Origin of the sequence: Rhodopirellula sp. UBA1907 (assembly GCF_002337565.1) — a bacterium.
Taxonomy (GTDB): Bacteria; Planctomycetota; Planctomycetia; order Pirellulales; family Pirellulaceae; genus Rhodopirellula; species Rhodopirellula europaea.
The window spans coordinates 36,297-57,017 of record NZ_DDGH01000033.1 but is presented as its reverse complement, the minus strand read 5'-3'; the positions used below and the strand labels follow the sequence as shown (position 1 = coordinate 57,017).

Genomic DNA, 20,721 nt, shown 5'->3' with positions numbered 1-20,721 from the left:
GCGGTTGAAATCGCGATTGCCAAGTCTCGACTCTCGGTCAAATGAAATCGTTGCTAGAATACGGGCACTGGTCCAGTGGGCAGCCGGGCTATTTCAGCGTCTCCGCTGCATTCATGCGGGCCGCCCGGTTGAGGGGACGCATTTACGAGGGATCAAAAATGTCGAGTGCATACGAGTTTTCACCGCATTACACGGCAAGCGACTATCAGCACTGGGAGGGTGACTGGGAATTGTGGGAAGGCATTGCGATTGCGATGAGCCCCAGCCCATTTGGTCGGCATCAGTCGTTGGTCTCGCGGATTGCAAGATTGCTGGGCAACGCGGTCGAAGAAATTGATTGCAATGCCGAAGCATTGGTGGAGCTGGATTGGATTGTCAGTGACGATACCGTTGTGCGACCGGACGTGATGGTTGTCTGCGGCGATCCACCCGAACGGCATTTGGAAAAGGCTCCCGCAGTCGCTGTGGAAGTGCTTTCGGAGTCCACGCGACGGAACGATCTCGGCTACAAGCGACAGCTCTATCACCAGCACGGCATCGCCGCGTACCTCATTGTTGACCCACAAGAAAAAACGGTTGTTCTCGATCGACGCCAAGACGACGGTGGTTATCAAACTGAAAACTTGAACGATTCGGTCGCCTTTCGTGTCTGCGACGACTGCGAGATCAAATTCTCGGTTGAAACGCTGTTCCGGTAATTGAAAATTTGTCCCGCCGCGTGGCGGTTACCAACTTGGCTTGGTCGGACCGGTGGTTGGTTTCCGCACACGCGATGGAACAATCGGTCGTAGCGGGGCCTCAAAACTCAGCCAACTGTCGTCTTGCACCGCATTTGTTCGGCCACAAAGGGACAGAGGTCACAAAGAAAGATCGACTTTGTAGCCAAAACCTCTGTGCTCTTTGTGTCTCTGTGGCGAAGCTCATTTGTGTTGCACCGCCATGATTTTGGCCACAAAAGCACAGAGGTCACAAAGGAAGATAGACTTTGTGGTCAAGACCTCTGTCGCGAAACTGTTTATGCACCATGTTTTTGAATAGGCCTAGGAGATGAGTGTCAATCGAGACTGGAGTGACGTGCGAGTCAAAGAGCTTTGCGATCGAGTTCGACAGATCGCTTACGATTTGCATGTCTATTTGGGCACCGGCTACCTCGAAAAGATTTACGAAAACGGATTGCTTCATCGTCTGGCTAAAGCGGGTATTCGCTGTGAAAAGCAGGTGCCGGTGCAGGTGTTTGATGACGACCAATTTTGTTTAGGCGAATACAAGTTAGACCTTGTCGTCGAAGAAATTCTGGTGGTTGAGATCAAAGCCGCTCGAGGAATCGATGACAAACATGTTGCACAAATCCTCGGCTATCTAAAAGCGACCACGCTGAGTCACGGGCTGCTCGTCAACTTCGGATCAGCGAAATTTCAAATCAGGAAATTCAAGATGTAGGATTTGGGTTTGCGGCTGAGACAAGGAGGGCACAAAGAGCTTGCTCGTTTGTGTTGTTGCGTTTTGTGGCCTTTGTGCCTCTGTGGCGAATCTCACTCACGTGGTTGCGGTTTCTTCGTCATATTCCAGTTCGATGGGCGGCAATGGATCTTCCATGTTCGTCCAGGCTTCCGGGCCCTGAGCAAATTCAACGTCCGTCAGCAAGCAGTCATCGAGAATCTGGGTGATTCGTTCTTGGCTCATCGCGTTTCCGATGAACACCAGTTCTTGATGGCGATCGCCATGTTCGCCGACGAACTTGGATCGAATTTCTTCAATGGACTCGGAATCGTCGGGCCATTCCTCTTCCGGTGCGGCTGCCCACCAGAAACCGGCTGGGTTCATGCGGATCGAGCACCCGGCTTGCGACCAGTCGTAGGCCCAATCGTGTCGCGACGCGATCCACATCAATCCTTTGCTACGAAGCACTCCGGTGAACAAACCCTCTTCCATGTCGGCGTCCAGAGCGCTGGTCAAACGTTTGGGATGAAATGGACGATGGGCTTGATAGACGAAATTCGAGATGCCGTATTCTTCGGTCTCGGTTTCTTCTTCCCCGCGAGGTACCTCCAACCATCCCGGTTGCTCCTCGGCTTCACTTAGAGAGTAGAGCCCGGTGCCCATGATTTCGGATAGCTCAATGCGGCTTTCTGTCGTGGTCAGGATTTTGGCCTCGGCGTTGAGTTGACGTAGAATCTGTTTGAGCTGCTCCAGTTCATACGGCGAGATCAAATCGGTTTTGTTGACGACGATGACATTGGCAAATTCGACTTGATCGACCAACAGATCCACAATGTTGCGAGTGTCTTCTTCGCTAAGACCTAAACGCCGATCGGTGAGATCGTCCCAAGAACCGAAATCCTTCATGAAGTTGCCTGCGTCGACGACGGTCACCATCGTGTCCAGTTCGGCAACCAACGACAGGCTGTCACCCTCTTCATCTTCGAAGGTGAACGTTTCCGCGACCGGCATCGGTTCGGAGATGCCGGTGGATTCGATCAGCAGGTAGTCGAAGCGACCGTCACGAGCGAGCCGGCGAACTTCGATGAGTAGGTCCTCGCGAAGCGTGCAGCAGATGCAACCGTTGGACATCTCGACGAGCTGTTCTTCCGTTCGCGAAAGATTCGCGTCACCGGATTTGACCAACGCCGCGTCGATGTTGACTTCGCTCATGTCGTTGACGATCACCGCGACTCGTAGGCCTTCGCGGTTGGTCAGAATATGGTTGAGCAGCGTCGTCTTGCCGGCTCCGAGAAATCCGGAAAGCAGGGTGACAGGAAGACGTTCTGCTTGGGGCGTTGTTGGATCGGTTGGGTTCATTGGAGTTTCAAGAGGGTGGTTGGGTTGGGTGTGGCATAGGCTTCCAGCTTGTGTTGGTCTTCCACAGGCTGGAAGCCTATGCCACTTGGTGTTATCCGTTCGGTTCGATTGCTGCTTACTGCAACTTGGCCAACAGCGCACTCTTCTGCAGTTCTTGATTGCGACGCTGGGACGGTGAGGCAATGGAGATGACTTTCACACCATGGTTTGCCAGACGCTCTCGATAGATGGCTTCGATGGGCAGTTCTTCGCTTGGGCAATAGAGATAGCACTTCGCGTTGAGCAATCGAGCGATGGGCAAAGCCGGCACGGTCCGTTGAGCGTTGTCGTCGGCTAGGTTTTCTCGATCGAAGAGGCATTCTGCCGGAGCGTCGGTCCAAGTCGCAATTCTGTCGAGCAAGCTCTTGTGAGCAACGACAAGAATCGGGCGATCTTCGTGCACCGACTCGCCGGTGCCGTTCGCGGCGATGTTGCTAGCGGTGTCAGTGAGCTGCTGCGGAGAGGGTTGGTCGGCCGTGGCGAGGGGCCCGCAACCAGCCAAGGCAACGACCAAGCAGAGTGTTCGGAACTTGAGCAACATAGGAGAACCCTTCGTAGGAAAAGAAGCGATGAGTGCCGTCAGGACATGCTTAGCTTATGACAATGTACGGCACATGCAATACGTGTGCATCACGAAAGTGTTCTTGGGGATCAGCTAAAGTATCCAAAATGGATGCCAAACCTCAGCCAGCAAAACAGTCCCGTTCGAGTTCGATGATGTCGATCCCAACCAATTTGATCACGGGATTCCTTGGGTCAGGGAAGACGACCGCGATCAATCGCTTGCTTGAGCACCGACCGGATGGCGAACGATGGTCGATTTTTGTGAACGAGTACGGCATGGTGACCGTGGACGAGCTGCTGATCGACTCGAAGTGTCCGGAGGTCAACGTGCAGGAACTTGGCGGCGGTTGCCTGTGCTGTACCGTCGCGTTCGCTTTTGATGCGGTCTTCAGCCAATTCATTCGCCGCAGCAAGCCAGATCGGCTTCTGCTTGAACCCAGCGACGCGGGGCATCCTCGGTGCGTTTCAGTTCCCGGGGGAACCCAGCCTCGCTGGATTGGTGCCTGCCAATTCTGTGGATTTGCAAAAGAATTGCAGGTTGATATGCTGAGCGTTGGTTGTCGAATCCTGGTCAGGTTCATTTCTTTTAGGTCACCGCTGTGAGCAAGTCGTCTGAGTCCATTGAAGCCATCAAGCAGGCGATTCGTGAGGCGGGGTTGCGAGCAACTCCTGCGAGAATCGCCACCCTGGTCATGCTTCGGGAAGCGAAGGCTCCTTTGACTCATGCGGATGTCGCCGAGCAGCTCGCCGCCAGCGGCGTGGACAAAGCGACTGCGTTTCGCAACTTGAACGACATGACGGACTCCGGTTTGCTTCGCCGGACCGAATTAGGAGATCACGTTTGGCGATTCGAAGCGATCGCCGAGGGAGAGCATGACCAATCGGCTCATCCGCACTTTCTGTGCATCGATTGCGGCACCGTGTCTTGCTTGAATGACGTGAAGTTGACCGCCGGCAGCCAGCGAGAGAGTGGCAAGGTTGGCAAGGTGACCGAGATCCTTCTTCGCGGGCATTGCAACGACTGCCGGTAGGTTGGTTCGAAACTGATCGCGGCGAGGATTTTAGGCGACATTCGCTTCGGCGAGCGTCCAGTCGAAAACGCGGGTGTGATCGACCTCGCATGACTGACCCTGCGAACGCGGCTCAAGTTGTCTTCCGATTGTGCCGATTGGAAGGATTGTCCTGTGGTCGGACCCGTCCTGCTGGTGCTGCGTCGATTGCGGCGACGTTTTACGCAGGTCTTTTTGCAGTCCATTCACGGAAGACGTTTCATGACCCCTAAGTCGGCAATGCCGCTGATATCACCGCTGCGTCGTGTTCTGGCGATGCTGCTCATGGGGTGGATCGCGATACCCGGGTTCGCACAAGAACGCGGTCCGGTGCGGTTGCCGGAAACCAATCTGCAACCCGGTGAGCCTCGACCGATCCGCTCGGGCTTGGAACTTCCAAACGACGAACGCGCTGTTCCGTGGCAACCAGTTCCGGATGTTGGACCGTCTCGCATTCAATCCGGGTTGCCCGCGGATTTGATTCTGCCGCCGCCCAGTGACGATGCCAAGCAACGAGCCAGTCGCTTTGTCGAGTCGGAGATTGATCCTGAGATACCACTTTCGCTGGTCCTCGGTCGTCCAAAAGTCCTACGCCTCTCCGATACGCCAACGCGAATTTATGTCCCCGATGAGGACACCATTCGCACTGAGATCATCGATCAAGAAAGTGGTCGCGAATTGGCCGTGACGGGCGTTCAGCCAGGAACGACGACCTTGATGTTGTGGTTCCAAGATGCCAGCGCGCCGAGCGGTCAAAGCGTTGTCAGCTACTTGGTGCGGGTTTACGAGGATCCAATTCTTGCCAAGCCCGTCGGCGATTTGGAAACGGAACTGAACGAGAAGTTTCCGAACAGCTTTGTCCAGCTCGATGAGATTGCGGATCGCTTGATCGTTCGCGGGCAAGCACCGGATGCGTTTGAAATGTCGCAGATCTTGCAGATCCTGACAGGGGCACGCGGAGTTCGGGCGGGTGTGACCCGGCCAGCGAATCCGGTTACCGTCGCGGCGGCATATGACTTCATCGGCGCGGTGGATCCGCTTTCGAGCGAGGAGGCTGCCGCGGAGCGACGACGCAACTTGGATCCGATCGCATTGTCGCAAGCCGGGATCATCAATCAGATGAAGATCGTCGGCGAGCAGCAAGTGATGTTGAAAGTCACCGTCGCGGAAGTCAATCGAAGTGCCGCTCGCAGCATCGGATTGAATTTTGGCGTCGACAATGACAACGGCTTGACGGTGTTTCAGTCGTTGACTGGCAACCTCGCCAGCACTCAAAACCAATCCGGTGCGAACATTCTCGCTTCGTTGGACATGGGCCAAGTCCGCTTGGCCATCGAAGCACTCCGGCGATTGAACCTTTCGCGAACGCTGGCTGAGCCAAACTTGGTCGCGATGAATGGCCAGCCCGCTGATTTCCAAGCCGGCGGTCAGTTCCCCATCCCGATCATCAGCAGCGGTGGTGTTGGCAACAATCTGCAAGGTGTCTCGTTCGTTCCCTTTGGTGTGCAATTGCAATTCACTCCGTTCATCCAAGATCGCGACGTGATTCGATTGCAAATGAATGCTGAAGTCAGCACTCGTGATGAGTCTTTGGGGACAAGCATCGGTGGCGGAGGCGGCGGGACTCAGGTCTCGGGGCTGAACAGCCGAAACTTTTCCACGACGGTGCAGCTTCGAAGCGGCCAAACGATTGCGGTCGCTGGATTGCTGCAGACGAACTATGGGGCCAGTTCCGATCGCACGCCTTTCTGGGGGGATTTGCCAGTCATCGGAGCAACCGGTGGCGTCAACCGAAGCAGCAGTGGTGAACAGGAACTCGTCATTCTTGTCACACCTCATTTGGTTGCACCGGTCGACGCTTGCGAAACTCCCGCTCTGCCCGGCAGCGACGTTTACGAGCCCACCGACATCGAGTTCTTCATCGCGAACCGTTTGGAGAGCCGACGGTCCAAAGATCACCGTTCATCGGTGCGGACCGACTATGCAAGGCAGAAACGGGCGGAGCATTGCTGTCCTGAGCTCTTCATGATCGGAGAGGTTGGACCGACGGACCGCTGCTGTCCTCAACCGTCACCCGGGCCACACACGGCCATTCGATCTCAAAGCCAACCGGTGAGTTACCAACCGATGACCACCACCGTCGACAACGGTTCCATGGAATCGCTGCCCGTTGCGGTGCCAGCTCAGCAAGGTGCGGTGTTGAAAGGTTCGTCGTTACGCGAAATGATTCAGCGAGGCAGTCATGCTCAATAAAACAATGTTGATTGGACTCGCCGTGACTAGTTTGGCGTTCGCGTTGACAGCGACTCTCGGCTGCACTTCACGGGGAGGAATCTTGGGCGTCGATCGATGCGCTGATATTCCTGCCGGCGCGGTTCCTGAGCCTGCCGGTTCGAAGGTTTGCAACTGGCAAACAGCTCAAGTCACCGGTGCGGTTGCCGATCAAACGGTGCTGTACCAATGTGACTTCATCGGTACCAGTGCCGAGCTTTCACCTGGCGCGAGCGAGCGAATGGCCCGCAACGCCAACAGCGGATTGGCAGCGATGCAGCCTGCTGTCATCGAGCCTTCCGGAGACGTCTCCTTGGATTCAAAGCGGGTGAACGCCGTCATTGGGCAACTCGCATCCTTCGGAGTCACCGCACCCATCGTCGAAGTCGCCACGCCGGCGGCACTCGGATTGCGTGGTCCGCAGGCCGAACGGGTCGCTGGCGGATTCGGAAACATCCGTAACTCATCGACGGGCACAGGAGCACCGATTTCAAGACCAGCTGGCCTGGGCGGTCAAGGCGGCACCTTACCCGGAGGCATCTTTTGATGCGATTACGAGCTCGCAAGTGCAGTAGGCTTCGTGCCTGGATGATGCTCTCGACACTCGCACTACCGGTCGGTTGCAGCAGTATCGATAAGAATCACGACTCAGAATTTTTGAAACCGCTTGGGTCGTCATTATCGGCGCAATCCACGCGCGAACAAATGCCCAGTGAGCGTTTGCTGTGCTTAGAAACCGCCAAGACGGTCGCCAGACAAGGACACACAGCCGAAGCCATCAAGCTTTATGAACGTGCCGAACAACTCGACCCAACGGCCGCACCGGTCGATGCCAAGCTCGCGCCATTGTACGCCGACGTCGGGAATTCAGATGCTGCGATCGAGCGTTACAAACGTTGCCTTCTACGGTCCCCCAACGATATCGAACTGGCGAACAACTTTGCCTGGACCCTGATGGAAGCTGGTCGCTTTGATCAAGCAATTTCTGAAATAGGCCAAGCACTGCAAGCCGAGCCTGACAACGTTCGCCTGCGATCAACGCTTGCAGTGATTCACTATCGACAGGGCGATCACGCAGGTGCGTTGCGGCACTTCGAAAAAGCTTACGGATCGGACGCAGCCCATCACAATCTTGCGATCTTGGACATTGACAATGGCAATTTCGAGTCCGCCAAGACGCACCTTCAAATTGCAAAACAATCGAACAAACTCGACACGAAAACACAATCGCTGGCATCGGTGTTCGAATCAAAGGGCTCAATACGCTAACGCGAAGGATCTGCCGACTGGCAGCGGTCGAACATAAACAGGCGAGCTAAGAATGAAATGCGGCTGCACTGGAATGTCCAATGCAGCCGTGGCGTAATTTTAGTTGTTGATGGAGACTACTCGTCGTCGACTTATTAGGTTGGCGTTCAGTCATCGAAAACACCAGGGTAGCTGGGTCAGTCATCGCCTCAGTCGCCAGGATGCACGACGGGGTAGTCGGTCATGCGGGGGCAGGACTCGCCTGAATGGTCAGGCGGCAGTCGCGGCCAGGCGTGTGGTGGCGACGCACGACTGGCTCTTCCGGCGCAGCGGGCAATCGTAGTCGTCGGGCCACCACAGCTGACGCGGGCCTGGATCGGGCGTGCCCGGTGGCCAAGCGACATCATTGACGAACATTTCGATTGGTTCGATCCGCCAACACACTGTTGGGCTGGAGATCCTCAACGTCGGTGGCGAGTCACAGGTGATCGTCGATGCAATCATCGTTGCGACCGGAGCACGTCCCAGTCTAAACATGCTTCGCGAACTTCGCTTGGAAGTGGATGCATCAACGGAAGCGACCAAAGCACTCGGCCCTTTGATCGATCCGAATCAACACAGCTGCGGAACCGTTTCATCGCACGGAGCGGAAGAATTGAAACAACCCGAACGTGGGTTCTACTTGGCCGGCATGAAAAGCTATGGTCGAGCTCACGCTTCCGTCCAGCGAGGCAGGTCCAAACTCAAACAGGTGCTCATTGACCGCTGTCGTTTCGAGCACGACCGCCGCGGCAACCAGAGGTTACCGAAGAAACCGCTCGAACGAGTCGCACCAGCTCGACGCCTGAATCATCGCAACAACGTCGGCTTCGTTGATCGAACGTGCTAGACTTCGTCGAGGCACATGGATCGTGTTTTGAACTGCCGCGACGAGGGTGGACCCTGTGGCGATCGCGGTTTTCCGTACGAGCTACTCCTTCCACGTCAAACCAGCCAGGCGGACTTTCTGTCCAATGGCTGAAACAACGCACATGGTCAAATCCTGCCGAAGTTGCAAACGCCCGATTGATCCCGACCGAGACTGGATTGAGAAATTCTTGATCGAAGGTGCACCGGCACCACCTGAGTCTCGAGCGACCAAAGCCGATTTGCGACAAGCTGTCGCAGAACGCGACCATTTGCTGAGCCAACTGCACGCGATGGCACTGCGAATGCTGGCGAAAGAGCTCTCTATCGCCTCCTCCCCATCGCTGAGCGATAATCGCACGCCTTCGCAGATTCATGCCGATATGCAACGTTGGATCCAAAATCACGAACTGACTCGGTGAAGCCCGTTTTGCGGGGCCGGATTTTACGCGTCCCGGGTCCAACAGATCGATTTCCAGCGAAACTGGCGCGATCGTTGCTCTCAGCAGTTACGACTCTTGCACCTTGTTGATTCATGCTGGCGCGGTTACACCAGAATGTTTCGGTTCGATCGTTCCCAGGCAACTTCCTGGAACCCCCTCGACGGAGAAGTTTCATCCGATGGCGAAAACCCTAGTCGACTGCGGCAATTGTGGTCCTGATTTCAATGCCATTCGTCAAATGGTGACCTCACACTTTGACGCTGCGGTGTTGCAGACCCACGGTGCCGAGGACACGATCGAATTGTTGAAGAAGCGCAATGTGGACCTCGTGACGGTCAATCGAAAACTCGATCGCGACTACACGGATGGTTTGGATGTGATCAAACAAATCAAATCCGATCCTGATCTGGCCAAAGTGCCCGTGATGCTGGTCACCAATTACGACGAACATCAAGAAGCGGCCATGAGCGAAGGGGCCGAGCGAGGGTTTGGAAAATTGGAAATCGGTTCGGACAAAACAATCGAACAACTGAAGCCCTACCTGGTGGACTGAGTTGGTGGACACACCTTATCGAAAAATGCTGGCGGCCAAGATTCACCGCGCGACGGTGACTGGTGCAGACGTGAACTACGAAGGCAGCTTGACCGTTCCCCCGGAACTGTTGGTCGCTGCGAAGATTCACCCCTACGAATCGCTGCATGTTTGGAACGTGACTCGAGGCACGCGACTGGAAACGTATGCGATCGAAGGGCTCCCAAATTCCAACGACGTGTGTGCCAACGGCGCCGCCGCTCACCTGATTCGTCCCGGCGACCATGTGATATTGGCGGCCTACGCGATGGTTCCTGAAGCTGATGCGGCGACGCACAAGCCGCGATTGATCTTTGTTGACGACAACAATCAGTTGTCCCACATCGGTCCCGAGGTCGCCGGTCCCAACCTGCGATCCGATTCCGATGACACACACCTGGTTCGCTCCACTGAAATGACGCCTGACGGACAACCGCTCGCTGAAGGTTGCTAGAGCATGTCCGGTTCGGGCGTTTCGCTCGTCGCTGCGGTCCGAGCGAAGGAATCTCAGCCCAACGATTGGCGACGCCAAACTCTCGTCTTGCTCGTCTCACTCGCTCTGTTTGTTGCGGTGGGCCTTCTGTGGTGGGACCTTCGGTTGGTATTGATGCTGGTCGGCATCTTGCTCCTACACGAAGGCGGCCACTTCGTTGCCATGCGAGCGTTCGGGTACCGAAACATTCGAATGGTGTTCGTGCCTATGCTCGGCGCCGCTGTCAGTGGCCAACCGATTCGGATCCCGCGTTGGAAGAAGGCTATCGTGTACTTTGCGGGCCCTTTGCCGGGCATCGCGATTTCCATGGTGCTGTTGCTGATCGCATCAGCGGGCAATTCCGACGCAAACGCCTCCGTTTCGGCGGTACCGATTCTGTTGATGAACAGCAGTCATCCTTGGCTGCTCGAGTTGGGCGGATTGGGCCTGTTGCTGAACTGGATGAACCTGCTTCCTTTGCTGCCGCTGGACGGTGGCAGAATCGTGCAGTCCACCTTTGCCCGGCCATCGCCCTGGCGAGAAGTTCTTGGTCGTGTGCTGACGATGCTGGTGATCGCTGGACTTAGTATTTCAATTGGCGAGCCGTGGCTGCTGCTATTGATCTTTCCATTGCTGTTCACCATGCCACTGACTTACCGAACTTGCTGGCTGAGCCGCCGACTGAGCGAGGACGAGATTCCACCGCCTACCGAGAGCGGGGTTCCCGAGGCGGCGATTGAAACAATCGCCTCCGCCATCGATGAAACCGCTCTCCGCGCTCTCGCGCCGCCCCAAAAGGCGTCGCTGGTGCTTCAACTCTACGAGTCGTTGATCGCGCCACCGCCCACCCCGCTTGCATCGCGAATTGTTGGGCTGGTTTATCTTGGCTCCATCATGGTGAGCACGCTTTTTGGATGGTGGATTTGGTCACTTCATCGCTGGCATGACCCCGCTGTCGGCGAGTTCGATCGACTCGAGACCTTCGTAAATGAGACGGGTTTCGACAAAGGATCTCAGATCATCTTGCCCGCGTTCACCGAGCTGCTGGCATCGACTTCGCTCGTGTTTTGAGTTGCAGCGATTCTGAAGAGGAATTTTGCTGGATACCATCCGAGGTTGTTACATACCACGGTCGATCCACGGGGCATCAGTGAGTATCCTGGTGCGATTGAATTTCGCCACTCATGAATGCCGCCACCATGTCAGACTCGTCCAGCGTTGCCAACGGACCGAAATCCGAAATTTACGAAGCGTTGACGTCGATTCGGTTGATTGACCCACACTCGCACATCAATCCGCATTCGCCGGCATCCACCACGCTGGCCGATGTGCTTGGTTACCACTACTACACCGAACTGGCACACTCGGCGGGAATGCCAAAGTCGCAGATCGAAGACAAGGCGATCGGCCCGAAAGAACTCGTCGAACGTTTAGTGGGTGGTTTGCAACCGCTCGAGAACACGGCCCAGTACAGTTGGTTGATCGAAATTTGCCGCACGTTCTTTGGCTTCGAAGAAGATCGACTGCACCTGAACAATTGGGAAGCACTCTACGATCGCAGCGAATCGATCATGGCGTCGGCGCAGTGGTCCGAAACGGTGCTCGACCAAAGCAACGTCCAAGCGGTCTTTTTGACCAACGACTTTGACGATGCTTTGGAAGGTTTTGACACCGAAACCTACATCCCATGCCTTCGCACCGACGACTTGGTTTTCCACCTCGCGAAACCTGAAGTTCGCGGCCGATTGGCGGCATGCACAGGAATCGAACTGGACGGCAGCCTCGAAAGCCTTCGTTCCAGCCTAAAGCAACGCTTTGAGCACTTCGTCATTCGCGGCGCCCGTGCGTGTGCCATTTCGATCCCACCAACCTTCACGCCGACTCCTGTTGGTGATGGTCGAGCATCCACTGCACTCAACGCTGTCTTGCAACAAGGTATCTCCGCAGATGCATCGCACCGAGACGCATTGGCTCGACGTGTATTCTGGACGCTCGCTGAACTTTGCGACGAGTTTGGTTTGCCGTTCGATTTGATGATTGGCGTCAATCGCCAAGTCTATCCGGAGGGTGTTTTTCAGGGACAAGATCTTTATGACTCGCGAGTCTCACTGATTCAGTATCGCGAACTGTTCAACTCGTTCCCGAACGTGAAATTCCCCGTTTCCGTCTTGGCCAGCGTTACCAATCAAGAATTGGTCAGCTACGCATGGATCTTCCCCAACGTGATCACCAACGGCCACTGGTGGTACAGCAACACGCCATCGTTCATCGCTCGCGATGCTGCCGCACGACTCGAAGCGGTTCCTCAAACCAAACAGATCGGCTACTACAGCGACGCGTACAAGCTGGAATTCATTTGGCCAAAGTTCGACATGTACCGCAAAGTGCTCAGCGGAGTTTTGGCCGACCAGTTTGTCAGCGACCGAGGATGGTCAGTCGAGCGGGCCGTTGAACTCGGACGCAAAGTGCTTCGCGACAACGTCGAAGAGATTTTCCCTCTACCCAAGGGCGCAACGAATTCGTCATCCGAAGAAGCATCTGGTGAGGACGCTGACTCTCCATCCACTGGTGTCGAATCGCTCGGTGCACTCGGTGTCGCAACCGCCGTCGCCGGGGTCACTGAAGTGTTGGACTTCGGTTCCACCCCAGTGGTTGAGGAGCCTCAACAGGCCGAGACCGATTCCAACGAACTGGAATCACTGGACGTCGACGCTCTACCAGCCGACGAAGAAGTCCAAGAACTCGGCGTTGATGATGTCGAACTGCTCGATGACACGGCCGCAAGCGAAACGTCGGCCGAACAGCTGGATAGTTTGGTCGATGATGAACCACTTGATGTTGGCAATCTGCTGGATGACGAATCCCCGAGTGAGCCAATCACCCAGCTTCGCGGCGAATCGTCTTTCAGTCCTGATGATGATTCGTTGCAGTTGGAATCTGACCCGAACACCGGTGAGTTCACGCTGCCGGTCAGCGATAGCGATGACGACGATATCATCATCACGGAAAGCGAAAACATCGCTGCCAGCGGCGACGAGTCTTCCGCTGAACGAACCGATCCAACGGCTGAGACCGTTGAGGAATTGGAAGAGTTCGACCTCGACTTCCTGAGCGACGACGACGAACCCGCCAAGGAATCCTGATCGCCTCCGCAGCTCGGTGAGATCGCCGCGTGCCACACAGGCTGGCCGCGCAGTTCGCCCAAGGTTCCTCAAGACACCGCAAAACCACTCGACCGCTCAATTCGCACCCGCTAAGAAGCGTGAATCTCGGGTTTCTTACCCCAATTGCGTTCTTCCGGACGGTACTTTGGTGGTCGACGCGCGTTCAATGCTGTGAATGGCGATGTTGTCCGCGATGAAGCGGCAACGCTGGTGTCCTGAGGGAGAAACCGTGGTGCGACTTACACGAAGCTTGAATTTGGCATTCCGCCTCCAGGCGATTTGCGGATCCGTTTTGATTTTCGCGGTCATCGCTAATGCCTCCTGGGCTGAATCTCCCGCTCCATCGACGGCTTCGGCGACAAGCCGCTCGGATCAAAACGTCGCTGAGCCACTTTCGATTCGCATGTCCGATGGGACGTCCGAGGAAATCCCAAACTTCCAACGCCACGTCACACCGTTGCTTGGCCGCCTGGGATGCAATGGGCGAGCTTGTCATGGATCCTTCCAAGGTCGTGGTGACTTTCAACTCTCATTGTTCGGATATGACTTTCGAGCCGACCACGCTGCACTGCTCGATCCGAACACCGGCCGAGTTGATACCGAAGATGTCGCCGAGAGTCTGATCCTGGCCAAACCAACCGATGCGGATATGCATGAGGGAGGCAAGCGTTTGGACGAGGGCAGCTGGCAATACAACACGCTTCGCAATTGGATCGCCGCGGGAGCCAAATTCGACAAGCAAAAAGTCGATGAGCTCGATCGGCTCGAGATTCAACCGTCCGAGATTCAGTTCCAAGACGAATCGCAGACGGTCACGCTAACCGCGATCGCGCATTGGGCGGATGGCACCAGTGAAGACGTCACCGACCTGTGCCGGTTCACGACCAACGATGACGCGATTGCCGCCATTGATGAAAACGGCTTGGTCTCCTCCGGCGAACCCGGCGACACCCATGTCGTGATCGCGTACGACCGTGCAGTCGTTCCGGTCCCTGTCATTCGTCGTGTCGTGGCGACGGATTCCATTCCTTCCCCGACTCCTTCCGATCATCGAATCGATCAGCTGATTCAAGTCAAACTCGACAAGCTGGGCATCACCCCATCAGGACTCTGCAATGATTCCGACTTCATTCGCAGGGCCAGCTTGGACATCACTGGCACGCTTCCCGCCGCCGCGGACGTGCGTGCGTTCTTGGCTGACACTCGATCGGACAAACGGGAACGCTTGATTGACGAACTGCTCGACTCGCCTGGCTACGCGGCTTGGTGGGCGACCCGATTCGCGGATTGGACAGGCAACAGCGATGAGCAACTGAACAATGCGTTGCCAATTCGCGGTTCAGCTTCACGACTCTGGTACGAATGGTTGCGTGTCCGACTGGAAGACAACTTGCCCTACGACCAAATCGTGGAAGGCATCGTCATGGCTGACAACCGCGAGGAAGACGAGTCCTACCTTCAATACTGCGAATCGATGACGCAAGCTTGCCGCCCGGGCAACGAATCGCAATTCGCGGAACGCTCTGGTATGCCGCTGTACTGGGCTCGTCGCAACTTTCAAAAACCGGAAGAACGAGCGATTGGATTCGCTTACTCGTTCCTTGGGATCCGAATCGAATGTGCTCAGTGCCACAAACACCCCTTTGATCAATGGTCCAAAGATGACTTTGACCAGTTCGCAATGCTCTTCAAAAGCATTGAAGCACGCCCCAACACCGTCGCTCGAGATTCGAGAGCCGACCGAGACGAGTTGATCTCGAAAATCACCGGCGAAGAAAAGCTTCGCAACGGCGATCTACGTCGCAAAATTTTCAAGGCCGCCGCGCAAGGTGAAACCGTTCCATTTCCTGAGCTGGTCTACAACGACTCGGCGATACAAGCTCAAAAGCGGCGTGCGAAAGCCAGGGCGAAGAAGAACCCCAAGGCTGCTCAGGTCAGCATTCCGGAAGGCTTCATTTTGGGTCAGGCGAACTCGGTTTCACTGGACCGTGATCCTCGAGGCGACCTGATGGACTGGCTTCGCCAAGGCGACAATCCATACTTCGCCAAGGCAATCGTCAATCGCGTTTGGGCGAACTACTTCGGCATCGGCATCATCAATCCAACCGATGACATGAACCTTGCCAATGCTCCCAGCAACGCCGAATTGCTTGACGAACTTGCCAAAGGTTTCATTCACAGCGGCTATGACTTGAAGTGGCTCTCTCGCGAGATCACAACCAGCGATGCGTATCAGCGAAGCATGGACACCAACGCCAGCAATGAACATGACGATCACAACTTTGCCCGCCACGTTCCACGACGACTGCCCGCCGAAGTGATCCACGATGCTGTGTTGCTCGCGACCCATTCCAGCAAAGAAGCGGATCGCATGCGAGGCGAAATGGAGAAAATGGCAATTGCCAACGGAGTCACTCAGAACCGCAACAACCGAAGTTTCGCTCTCCAAGTGTTCGGTCAGTCGGAACGGGAAAGCAATTGCGATTGCGACCGGAGCGATTCGCCCAGTTTGCTTCAGTCGATCTATTTGCGAAACGACTTCGAAATGTATCGCCAACTTGGATCGAAAGATGGCTGGGTCAATCAAACAATGAAATCACTTGGTCTCGAGTCCGGTGATGTGGGAGTGGATCCGCAAGTCCTACGTCGCACCGAGCAATTCCGAAACCAGACCATTGCGAAGATCAAGCGATACAAAAAAATGGCTCCGAAGCAACGGCGTGCCAACCAAGATCGAATCCGCGGTGAATACAAACGAGTTCAAGACAAACTAAGCCAATACGGGTTTGATTCGCCAAAGCTATCCGACTTGCTCGATGATCCAAACGGATGGGAATTGACTCGAGTCGAAACGGAACAGGAATCGAAAACAGACACTTCGATGGAGCAGGTCGTCGATGACGCCTATCTGCGAACGTTGTCTCGTTTCCCTGATGCGGATGAACGCGAGACTTCGCTTCAATTCATCGCTGAATCTGATTCCCCCAAAGTCGGCATCGAATCACTGATGTGGGCATTGGTCAACACCAAAGAATTCATCATCACGCACTGACACCATCCACCGCGTGATCCGCGGCCCCGTCCAACCTCAATCTCGCACCCAGCGTTTTCTTAGTCAGGAACTTCCAAATGAAACTTCATCGAACATGTGATGGAATCGTTCGCCGCGATTTCCTTCGTGCGGGAACATTGGGTTTGGGTGCGGTTGCCTTGCCTGGGATGTCGCTGCCCTCGTTGCTCCGAGCGGAAGAAGCCGGTCGTGTGTTGCCGAGCGGTGCTAAACGAGCCATCTTCATCGAGCTCAATGGCGGCCCTTCGCACATCGACACGTTCGATCCCAAACCCAATGCGAGCGATGAAGTTCGTGGGTCGTTCAAACCCATTCCAACCAACGTTCCCGGCATTCAAATTTGCGAACACTTGCCAAAACTGGCTCAGGTCGCCGACAAATTTGCAATCCTTCGAGGTGTCAGCCACACACTCGCCGCCCACCAACTGGGTCGGGAATACATCGCCTGCGGCACACGCCCCATCCCGTCACTTGAATACCCCAGCTATGGCGCCGTGATGACGCGAGAACGCCCTGGTGATCATGACATCCCCAACCACGTCGCGATCCCGAAAGCGTCCCACGGTGCTGGATTCTTGGGTATCCAACATGCGGCTCTGGAAACGAAGTCAACTCCGGCACCCAACAAACCATTCTCGGTACGCGGAATTGCACTGCCCGGCAACGTGTCAATCGACGAAGTCACGCGGCGTCAGAGCCTTCTCAAGAAACTGGATCGTCGATTCGCGTCCATCGAGAAGAACGAGTCGTTGCTTCAAGGATTGGACCGCTTCGGCGAACAAGCCTATGCGATGATCACGTCGTCACGGGCCCGCGACGCCTTCGATATCTCACGCGAACCGGAAAGCATGCGAAAGCAATTCGCGGACGATGCCTTCAGCCAAAGCTGCCTGCTTGCATTGCGTCTGATCGAATCCGACGTGCGCTTTGTGTCGCTGCAATTGGGTGGATGGGATACGCACCAAGACAACTTCACCAAGCTGAAGGAACAACAGCTTCCAAAATTGGATTCGGGACTCAGCGGCCTGTTGATTGGATTGGAACAGCGCGGACTTCTCGACTCCACAGCGGTCTTCGTCACCGGTGAATTTGGCCGCACTCCAAAGATCAACGACCGAAGTGCTGAAGGTGGTCGAGACCACTACCCACGTTGCATGTTCATGCTGATGGCAGGCGGCAATGTGCGTGGTGGCCAGGTGATCGGAGAGAGCGACGACACCGCCTCAGGTCCCCGACACGAAGCGATCACACCCGATGATGTCGCGGCCAGTTTCTATCGCAACTTGGGAATCGATCCCACAATGGAATTCGAAAGCGAAACCGGACGCCCCATCACCTTGGTTCGCGACGGTCGACCGATCGACGCCTTGTTCAGCTAACGCTTCTTCCACACGCGACATGGCAATCGACGGTTTGGCAATCAACGGGGAAAGCAATGTGGACGCCGTTGTGCGAAGCGCGCACGGATCGTTTTGTTGAAAGAAGGCCAACACTTATGTTGGCGTCTTCTATTGAACGAACGGATTGACCTGGACGGAGTTCGGGTTTAATTTCCGTGGAGCGTGTGGATCGTGGGATCCGGCATCGATTCGCTCACTGTGGTACGGCTGAGGCGATCCACTTTCGTCTTTATCACGACTTGCTTGACTCGAAGCACTGACCTCGCTGACCGCTTCTTCACTTTCGAAGAATGCATTGTCGAACTGGGAGGGCATGTTGGCCCACATATCTTCCTCTCCGCTGGTCGTCTCTGCGTTCTGCAGCATTTCAGGATCCATCGACTGAGCCATTTTCGCGAACTCGTCCATGTCAATGAATGATGTAGATACGACCGCGAGCACAACTACGCTGAGAACCATTCCAAATCCTCCAATCACCATGAAGGCGATGTAGGCGACGCTCGCTGAGATGGGGCCACTTTGCGTCATGACGGAGACCGTCAGAATGGAAGCGACCAACATCAGTATGAATGGCAAATACGGCGGGATTGAGTCAGCAGCAAAGACGCAGACGACAGAAACCACCCCACTCGCCATGCCCGCAGCGATCGAGACAAAAAACGACCACGCGAAACTGTGCTCACCACAACCCGCTAAGGAAAGGCTCCACTTCATCGAAAAGCCATAGACCACAACGATGACCAAACAAAGCGCAGCCATCATCACGAAAACTGGGACGACTGGTAATGAACTGAGGTCCATGGCGGGATCGATGGAGTTCATGCCCATGGGAATAACCAAGTTGACTGGAGAAAATCGGTACAGAGACGACTTTCAAACCTAGGTCATCCTCCACAACTCGACCGCTACAGCCCGACACCGTCGCACTAAATTCTGCGGCGGTTGCAAAGAGCCGATTTCAACAATCGATCCAACCCGCACAATCGTCACGTTTTTACAAACGCAAAGTAAGAAGCTCAGAGGGTACTGCCTCGGACACTAGCGGGCTGTTGATTTAATGAGCGGCACCGCGTTAGCGGCGGTTAGTCAGACGCCAACCGGGGCTAACGCCGAATGGCACTTACTTTAGATCCGAGTCTTTTAGCTTTGACGGTGGTTTCTTTCGCTTTTCGAATTGCGCGTCTTTGGGCCGTTTGCGGTACGCCTCGCGTCGGTAGCTGCGTTTGCCTCGAATTGGCAACTTGTCTTTGCGGGCGATCGCCAGGGCGGTTCGGTAGGCCTCGCGCCACTGGCTAGGCTCGGTGTGCATGTGTCGCAACAAAAAGGTCTGAAAGGTGGTCCACGTTCGCTTGAAACTCATTCGACGCGGCGGAACTTCCTCCATGGCGGCCGCTTCGATACGAAGCTGACTGGTCAGGTTGTAAGCCACGACTGACGTGTAGAGTTCTTTCATGAATGTGTCGACACTCTTGGCACGGATATTCTCGGCATCCATCACCACCTTGAAGTTGCAAATGTCAGTTTCTACATCGTAGCGACGCTCAAATAATGCGGCCAACGTGAAAGCTTCGTCGGCCAGCGTGCTGACCAGATAAAGCGTCAGCGAGTCGGTAACCTTGACCTCGTGCAGAAAGACATCGCACTGGCAATCCGCGGGCAACTCCGGCTGGGTCTGGCGATTCTTCTTCGTGGGTATCCACGTGTGTCGGTAACTTTTGTGATGTTCGGATTGCTCAATCAGCTCGGCATTCTTCTGCAGCGAATGAAAGTTAGCCTTCTTCATTCGCAGCAAAATGTCGTGCCCTGCATTGATGGCTTCATACGCGACTCCAAAGATCCCGAAGCCCGCATCGGACATTATGATCGAGTGCTCGGGAAGCTGCTCAAAACCTTGGCGAGCAAGTTGCGTCTCGGAGACTGCCTCGGGCCCGTACATCGGTCCGACTTGCGGTAGCATTGCAGCGCCGCTGGCGAGTTCATGAAAGACGGTTAGCAACGCGCATGGCCAGATACCTTCGCCGAGTTGGTTGCTTGCCGGTGGAAACGCTTGTTGGAGTTCTTTTTCCGGTGCAAGAGCCATCGTGGTTCCGTCAATCAGGAACACGCGTTGTTGGTTGAATGTAGGCTCGGTGGCCGAAATGATGCCGGAGCTGACTTCCTCGGCAAACCAGCGAACGACTTCTAGAGGCAGTCGAGATCGCGCTCGGCTGTAGGCACCCGATGCGTTCGAGATCGTGTTTTCGTCGAGTCGTTTGTTCTCGGGAAGATAGCTCGGCCGAGTGTCGAGCAGATGTTTCACCGCGTTTTCGAGCGAGGCATCTGGCATGAGACGCTGGTAGACGAGCATCCACAGGACAACGCAGGCGGTGTAAACAGTGTGAGCTCGCTGGGCAAAAAGCTCGTTCGCATCTTCGAAGTTGACAAGCTGCTGCAGCAGCTTGAAGGAACGGTCAAACTGCTGGTCGTCTTCCATGCTTCGCTCGGAATCGTTCATGCCAAAATGGCTCCTTTTTGAGAAAGGAAGCCTGGATGCGCAAAAACTGTGCCAAGATTATCGCAGCTGAAGACTCAATCTAAAGTAAGTGTTATTCGGCTAACGCCCATCGGCTAATTGTTGTCACTCGGTATACGACTAAATCAACAGGCTGCTAGAGGTTGTGCATTTTTTATTTGCTGTGTTCGTGACGTCTTGCGAACCCCGCCCGCGCAGGAGGTCGTGCAGTTT

At 55.3% G+C, this 20,721-nt stretch carries 19 protein-coding genes; 15 read left to right on the top strand and 4 right to left on the bottom strand.

The genetic code is table 11. The annotated features are described in order from the left end of the window. Positions 1 to 41: 41 nt before the first annotated feature. Positions 42 to 698 (top strand): Uma2 family endonuclease, encoded by a 657-nt coding sequence (locus B2R17_RS07410; protein WP_286763461.1) that lies wholly within the window; start codon positions 42 to 44, stop codon positions 696 to 698. 349 nt (positions 699 to 1,047) lie between these two features. Next, positions 1,048 to 1,440 carry a GxxExxY protein gene (locus B2R17_RS07405; protein ID WP_286763460.1) on the top strand — a complete coding sequence of 131 codons (393 nt, stop codon included), beginning with the start codon at positions 1,048 to 1,050 and terminating at the stop codon, positions 1,438 to 1,440. Between the two features lie 96 nt (positions 1,441 to 1,536). Here the strand turns inward: B2R17_RS07405 and zigA are convergent, their stop codons facing one another. Together zigA and B2R17_RS07395 are read right to left on the bottom strand one after the other, a co-directional pair. Beyond that, positions 1,537 to 2,799, bottom strand: coding sequence for a zinc metallochaperone GTPase ZigA (gene zigA / locus B2R17_RS07400; RefSeq protein WP_286763459.1), 1,263 nt, complete (start codon positions 2,797 to 2,799; stop codon positions 1,537 to 1,539). 115 nt (positions 2,800 to 2,914) lie between these two features. Beyond that, complete coding sequence (locus tag B2R17_RS07395; RefSeq protein ID WP_286763458.1) at positions 2,915 to 3,379, bottom strand: hypothetical protein; 465 nt, start codon at positions 3,377 to 3,379, stop codon at positions 2,915 to 2,917. A 173-nt stretch (positions 3,380 to 3,552) separates the two neighbouring features. Here B2R17_RS07395 and B2R17_RS07390 point away from each other — a divergent pair, with 173 nt between their 5' ends. The 13 genes from B2R17_RS07390 to B2R17_RS07330 all read left to right on the top strand — a co-directional run bounded on the left by B2R17_RS07390 (position 3,553) and on the right by B2R17_RS07330 (position 17,975). Beyond that, entirely contained in the window at positions 3,553 to 4,005 is a 453-nt protein-coding gene (locus tag B2R17_RS07390) for a GTP-binding protein (protein WP_286763457.1), read from the top strand. Next, the gene (locus tag B2R17_RS07385; RefSeq protein ID WP_286763456.1) at positions 4,002 to 4,433 is read left to right on the top strand and encodes a Fur family transcriptional regulator; all 432 of its coding nucleotides are present in this window, start codon (positions 4,002 to 4,004) and stop codon (positions 4,431 to 4,433) included. Before B2R17_RS07390 ends, B2R17_RS07385 begins: the two co-directional genes overlap by 4 nt. A 240-nt stretch (positions 4,434 to 4,673) precedes the next feature. Next, on the top strand, positions 4,674 to 6,704 hold the full coding sequence (locus tag B2R17_RS07380) for a type II and III secretion system protein family protein (RefSeq protein ID WP_286763455.1): 2,031 nt from the start codon (positions 4,674 to 4,676) through the stop codon (positions 6,702 to 6,704). Next, on the top strand, positions 6,694 to 7,269 hold the full coding sequence (locus B2R17_RS07375; RefSeq protein WP_286763454.1) for a hypothetical protein: 576 nt from the start codon (positions 6,694 to 6,696) through the stop codon (positions 7,267 to 7,269). Before B2R17_RS07380 ends, B2R17_RS07375 begins: the two co-directional genes overlap by 11 nt. Before the next feature lie 158 nt (positions 7,270 to 7,427). Next, positions 7,428 to 7,991: a tetratricopeptide repeat protein gene (locus B2R17_RS07370; protein WP_286763453.1), complete on the top strand. Its 564-nt coding sequence runs from the start codon at positions 7,428 to 7,430 to the stop codon at positions 7,989 to 7,991. Positions 7,992 to 8,352: 361 nt separating this feature from the next. Continuing rightward, positions 8,353 to 8,859 carry a hypothetical protein gene (locus B2R17_RS07365; RefSeq protein WP_286763452.1) on the top strand — a complete coding sequence of 169 codons (507 nt, stop codon included), beginning with the start codon at positions 8,353 to 8,355 and terminating at the stop codon, positions 8,857 to 8,859. 142 nt (positions 8,860 to 9,001) lie between these two features. Beyond that, on the top strand, positions 9,002 to 9,298 hold the full coding sequence (locus B2R17_RS07360; protein WP_236615691.1) for a hypothetical protein: 297 nt from the start codon (positions 9,002 to 9,004) through the stop codon (positions 9,296 to 9,298). Positions 9,299 to 9,497: 199 nt separating this feature from the next. After that, positions 9,498 to 9,872 carry a response regulator gene (locus B2R17_RS07355; protein ID WP_008656289.1) on the top strand — a complete coding sequence of 125 codons (375 nt, stop codon included), beginning with the start codon at positions 9,498 to 9,500 and terminating at the stop codon, positions 9,870 to 9,872. A gap of 4 nt (positions 9,873 to 9,876) precedes the next feature. Beyond that, positions 9,877 to 10,344 (top strand): aspartate 1-decarboxylase, encoded by a 468-nt coding sequence (panD, locus tag B2R17_RS07350; RefSeq protein ID WP_008666570.1) that lies wholly within the window; start codon positions 9,877 to 9,879, stop codon positions 10,342 to 10,344. A gap of 3 nt (positions 10,345 to 10,347) precedes the next feature. Next, complete coding sequence (locus B2R17_RS07345; RefSeq protein WP_286763451.1) at positions 10,348 to 11,433, top strand: site-2 protease family protein; 1,086 nt, start codon at positions 10,348 to 10,350, stop codon at positions 11,431 to 11,433. Between the two features lie 113 nt (positions 11,434 to 11,546). Next, a complete protein-coding gene (locus B2R17_RS07340; protein WP_286763450.1) occupies positions 11,547 to 13,505 on the top strand; it encodes a glucuronate isomerase in 1,959 nt (652 codons plus the stop codon). A 424-nt stretch (positions 13,506 to 13,929) separates the two neighbouring features. Continuing rightward, positions 13,930 to 16,578, top strand: a complete 2,649-nt coding sequence (locus B2R17_RS07335) for a DUF1549 and DUF1553 domain-containing protein (RefSeq protein WP_286763449.1) — start codon at positions 13,930 to 13,932, stop codon at positions 16,576 to 16,578. A 77-nt stretch (positions 16,579 to 16,655) separates the two neighbouring features. Beyond that, a complete protein-coding gene (locus B2R17_RS07330) occupies positions 16,656 to 17,975 on the top strand; it encodes a DUF1501 domain-containing protein (RefSeq protein ID WP_286763448.1) in 1,320 nt (439 codons plus the stop codon). A 129-nt stretch (positions 17,976 to 18,104) separates the two neighbouring features. Here B2R17_RS07330 and B2R17_RS07325 read toward each other — a convergent pair whose 3' ends face one another. Together B2R17_RS07325 and B2R17_RS07320 are read right to left on the bottom strand one after the other, a co-directional pair. Further along, positions 18,105 to 18,797 (bottom strand): hypothetical protein, encoded by a 693-nt coding sequence (locus B2R17_RS07325; RefSeq protein ID WP_286763447.1) that lies wholly within the window; start codon positions 18,795 to 18,797, stop codon positions 18,105 to 18,107. A 319-nt stretch (positions 18,798 to 19,116) separates the two neighbouring features. Continuing rightward, a complete protein-coding gene (locus B2R17_RS07320) occupies positions 19,117 to 20,490 on the bottom strand; it encodes an IS4 family transposase (RefSeq protein ID WP_286763446.1) in 1,374 nt (457 codons plus the stop codon). Positions 20,491 to 20,721: the final 231 nt, after the last annotated feature.

What these genes read in the sequence shown, in the direction of transcription:
- B2R17_RS07410 (WP_286763461.1), top strand. Translation starts at nt 42, where the DNA reads ATGAAATCGTTGCTAGAATACGGGCACTGGTCCAGTGGGCAGCCGGGC.
- B2R17_RS07405 (WP_286763460.1), top strand. Translation starts at nt 1,048, where the DNA reads ATGAGTGTCAATCGAGACTGGAGTGACGTGCGAGTCAAAGAGCTTTGC.
- zigA (WP_286763459.1), bottom strand. Translation starts at nt 2,799, where the DNA reads ATGAACCCAACCGATCCAACAACGCCCCAAGCAGAACGTCTTCCTGTC.
- B2R17_RS07395 (WP_286763458.1), bottom strand. Translation starts at nt 3,379, where the DNA reads ATGTTGCTCAAGTTCCGAACACTCTGCTTGGTCGTTGCCTTGGCTGGT.
- B2R17_RS07390 (WP_286763457.1), top strand. Translation starts at nt 3,553, where the DNA reads ATGATGTCGATCCCAACCAATTTGATCACGGGATTCCTTGGGTCAGGG.
- B2R17_RS07380 (WP_286763455.1), top strand. Translation starts at nt 4,674, where the DNA reads ATGACCCCTAAGTCGGCAATGCCGCTGATATCACCGCTGCGTCGTGTT.
- B2R17_RS07375 (WP_286763454.1), top strand. Translation starts at nt 6,694, where the DNA reads ATGCTCAATAAAACAATGTTGATTGGACTCGCCGTGACTAGTTTGGCG.
- B2R17_RS07370 (WP_286763453.1), top strand. Translation starts at nt 7,428, where the DNA reads ATGCCCAGTGAGCGTTTGCTGTGCTTAGAAACCGCCAAGACGGTCGCC.
- B2R17_RS07360 (WP_236615691.1), top strand. Translation starts at nt 9,002, where the DNA reads ATGGTCAAATCCTGCCGAAGTTGCAAACGCCCGATTGATCCCGACCGA.
- B2R17_RS07355 (WP_008656289.1), top strand. Translation starts at nt 9,498, where the DNA reads ATGGCGAAAACCCTAGTCGACTGCGGCAATTGTGGTCCTGATTTCAAT.
- B2R17_RS07345 (WP_286763451.1), top strand. Translation starts at nt 10,348, where the DNA reads ATGTCCGGTTCGGGCGTTTCGCTCGTCGCTGCGGTCCGAGCGAAGGAA.
- B2R17_RS07340 (WP_286763450.1), top strand. Translation starts at nt 11,547, where the DNA reads ATGAATGCCGCCACCATGTCAGACTCGTCCAGCGTTGCCAACGGACCG.
- B2R17_RS07335 (WP_286763449.1), top strand. Translation starts at nt 13,930, where the DNA reads ATGTCCGATGGGACGTCCGAGGAAATCCCAAACTTCCAACGCCACGTC.
- B2R17_RS07330 (WP_286763448.1), top strand. Translation starts at nt 16,656, where the DNA reads ATGAAACTTCATCGAACATGTGATGGAATCGTTCGCCGCGATTTCCTT.
- B2R17_RS07325 (WP_286763447.1), bottom strand. Translation starts at nt 18,797, where the DNA reads ATGGACCTCAGTTCATTACCAGTCGTCCCAGTTTTCGTGATGATGGCT.
- B2R17_RS07320 (WP_286763446.1), bottom strand. Translation starts at nt 20,490, where the DNA reads ATGAACGATTCCGAGCGAAGCATGGAAGACGACCAGCAGTTTGACCGT.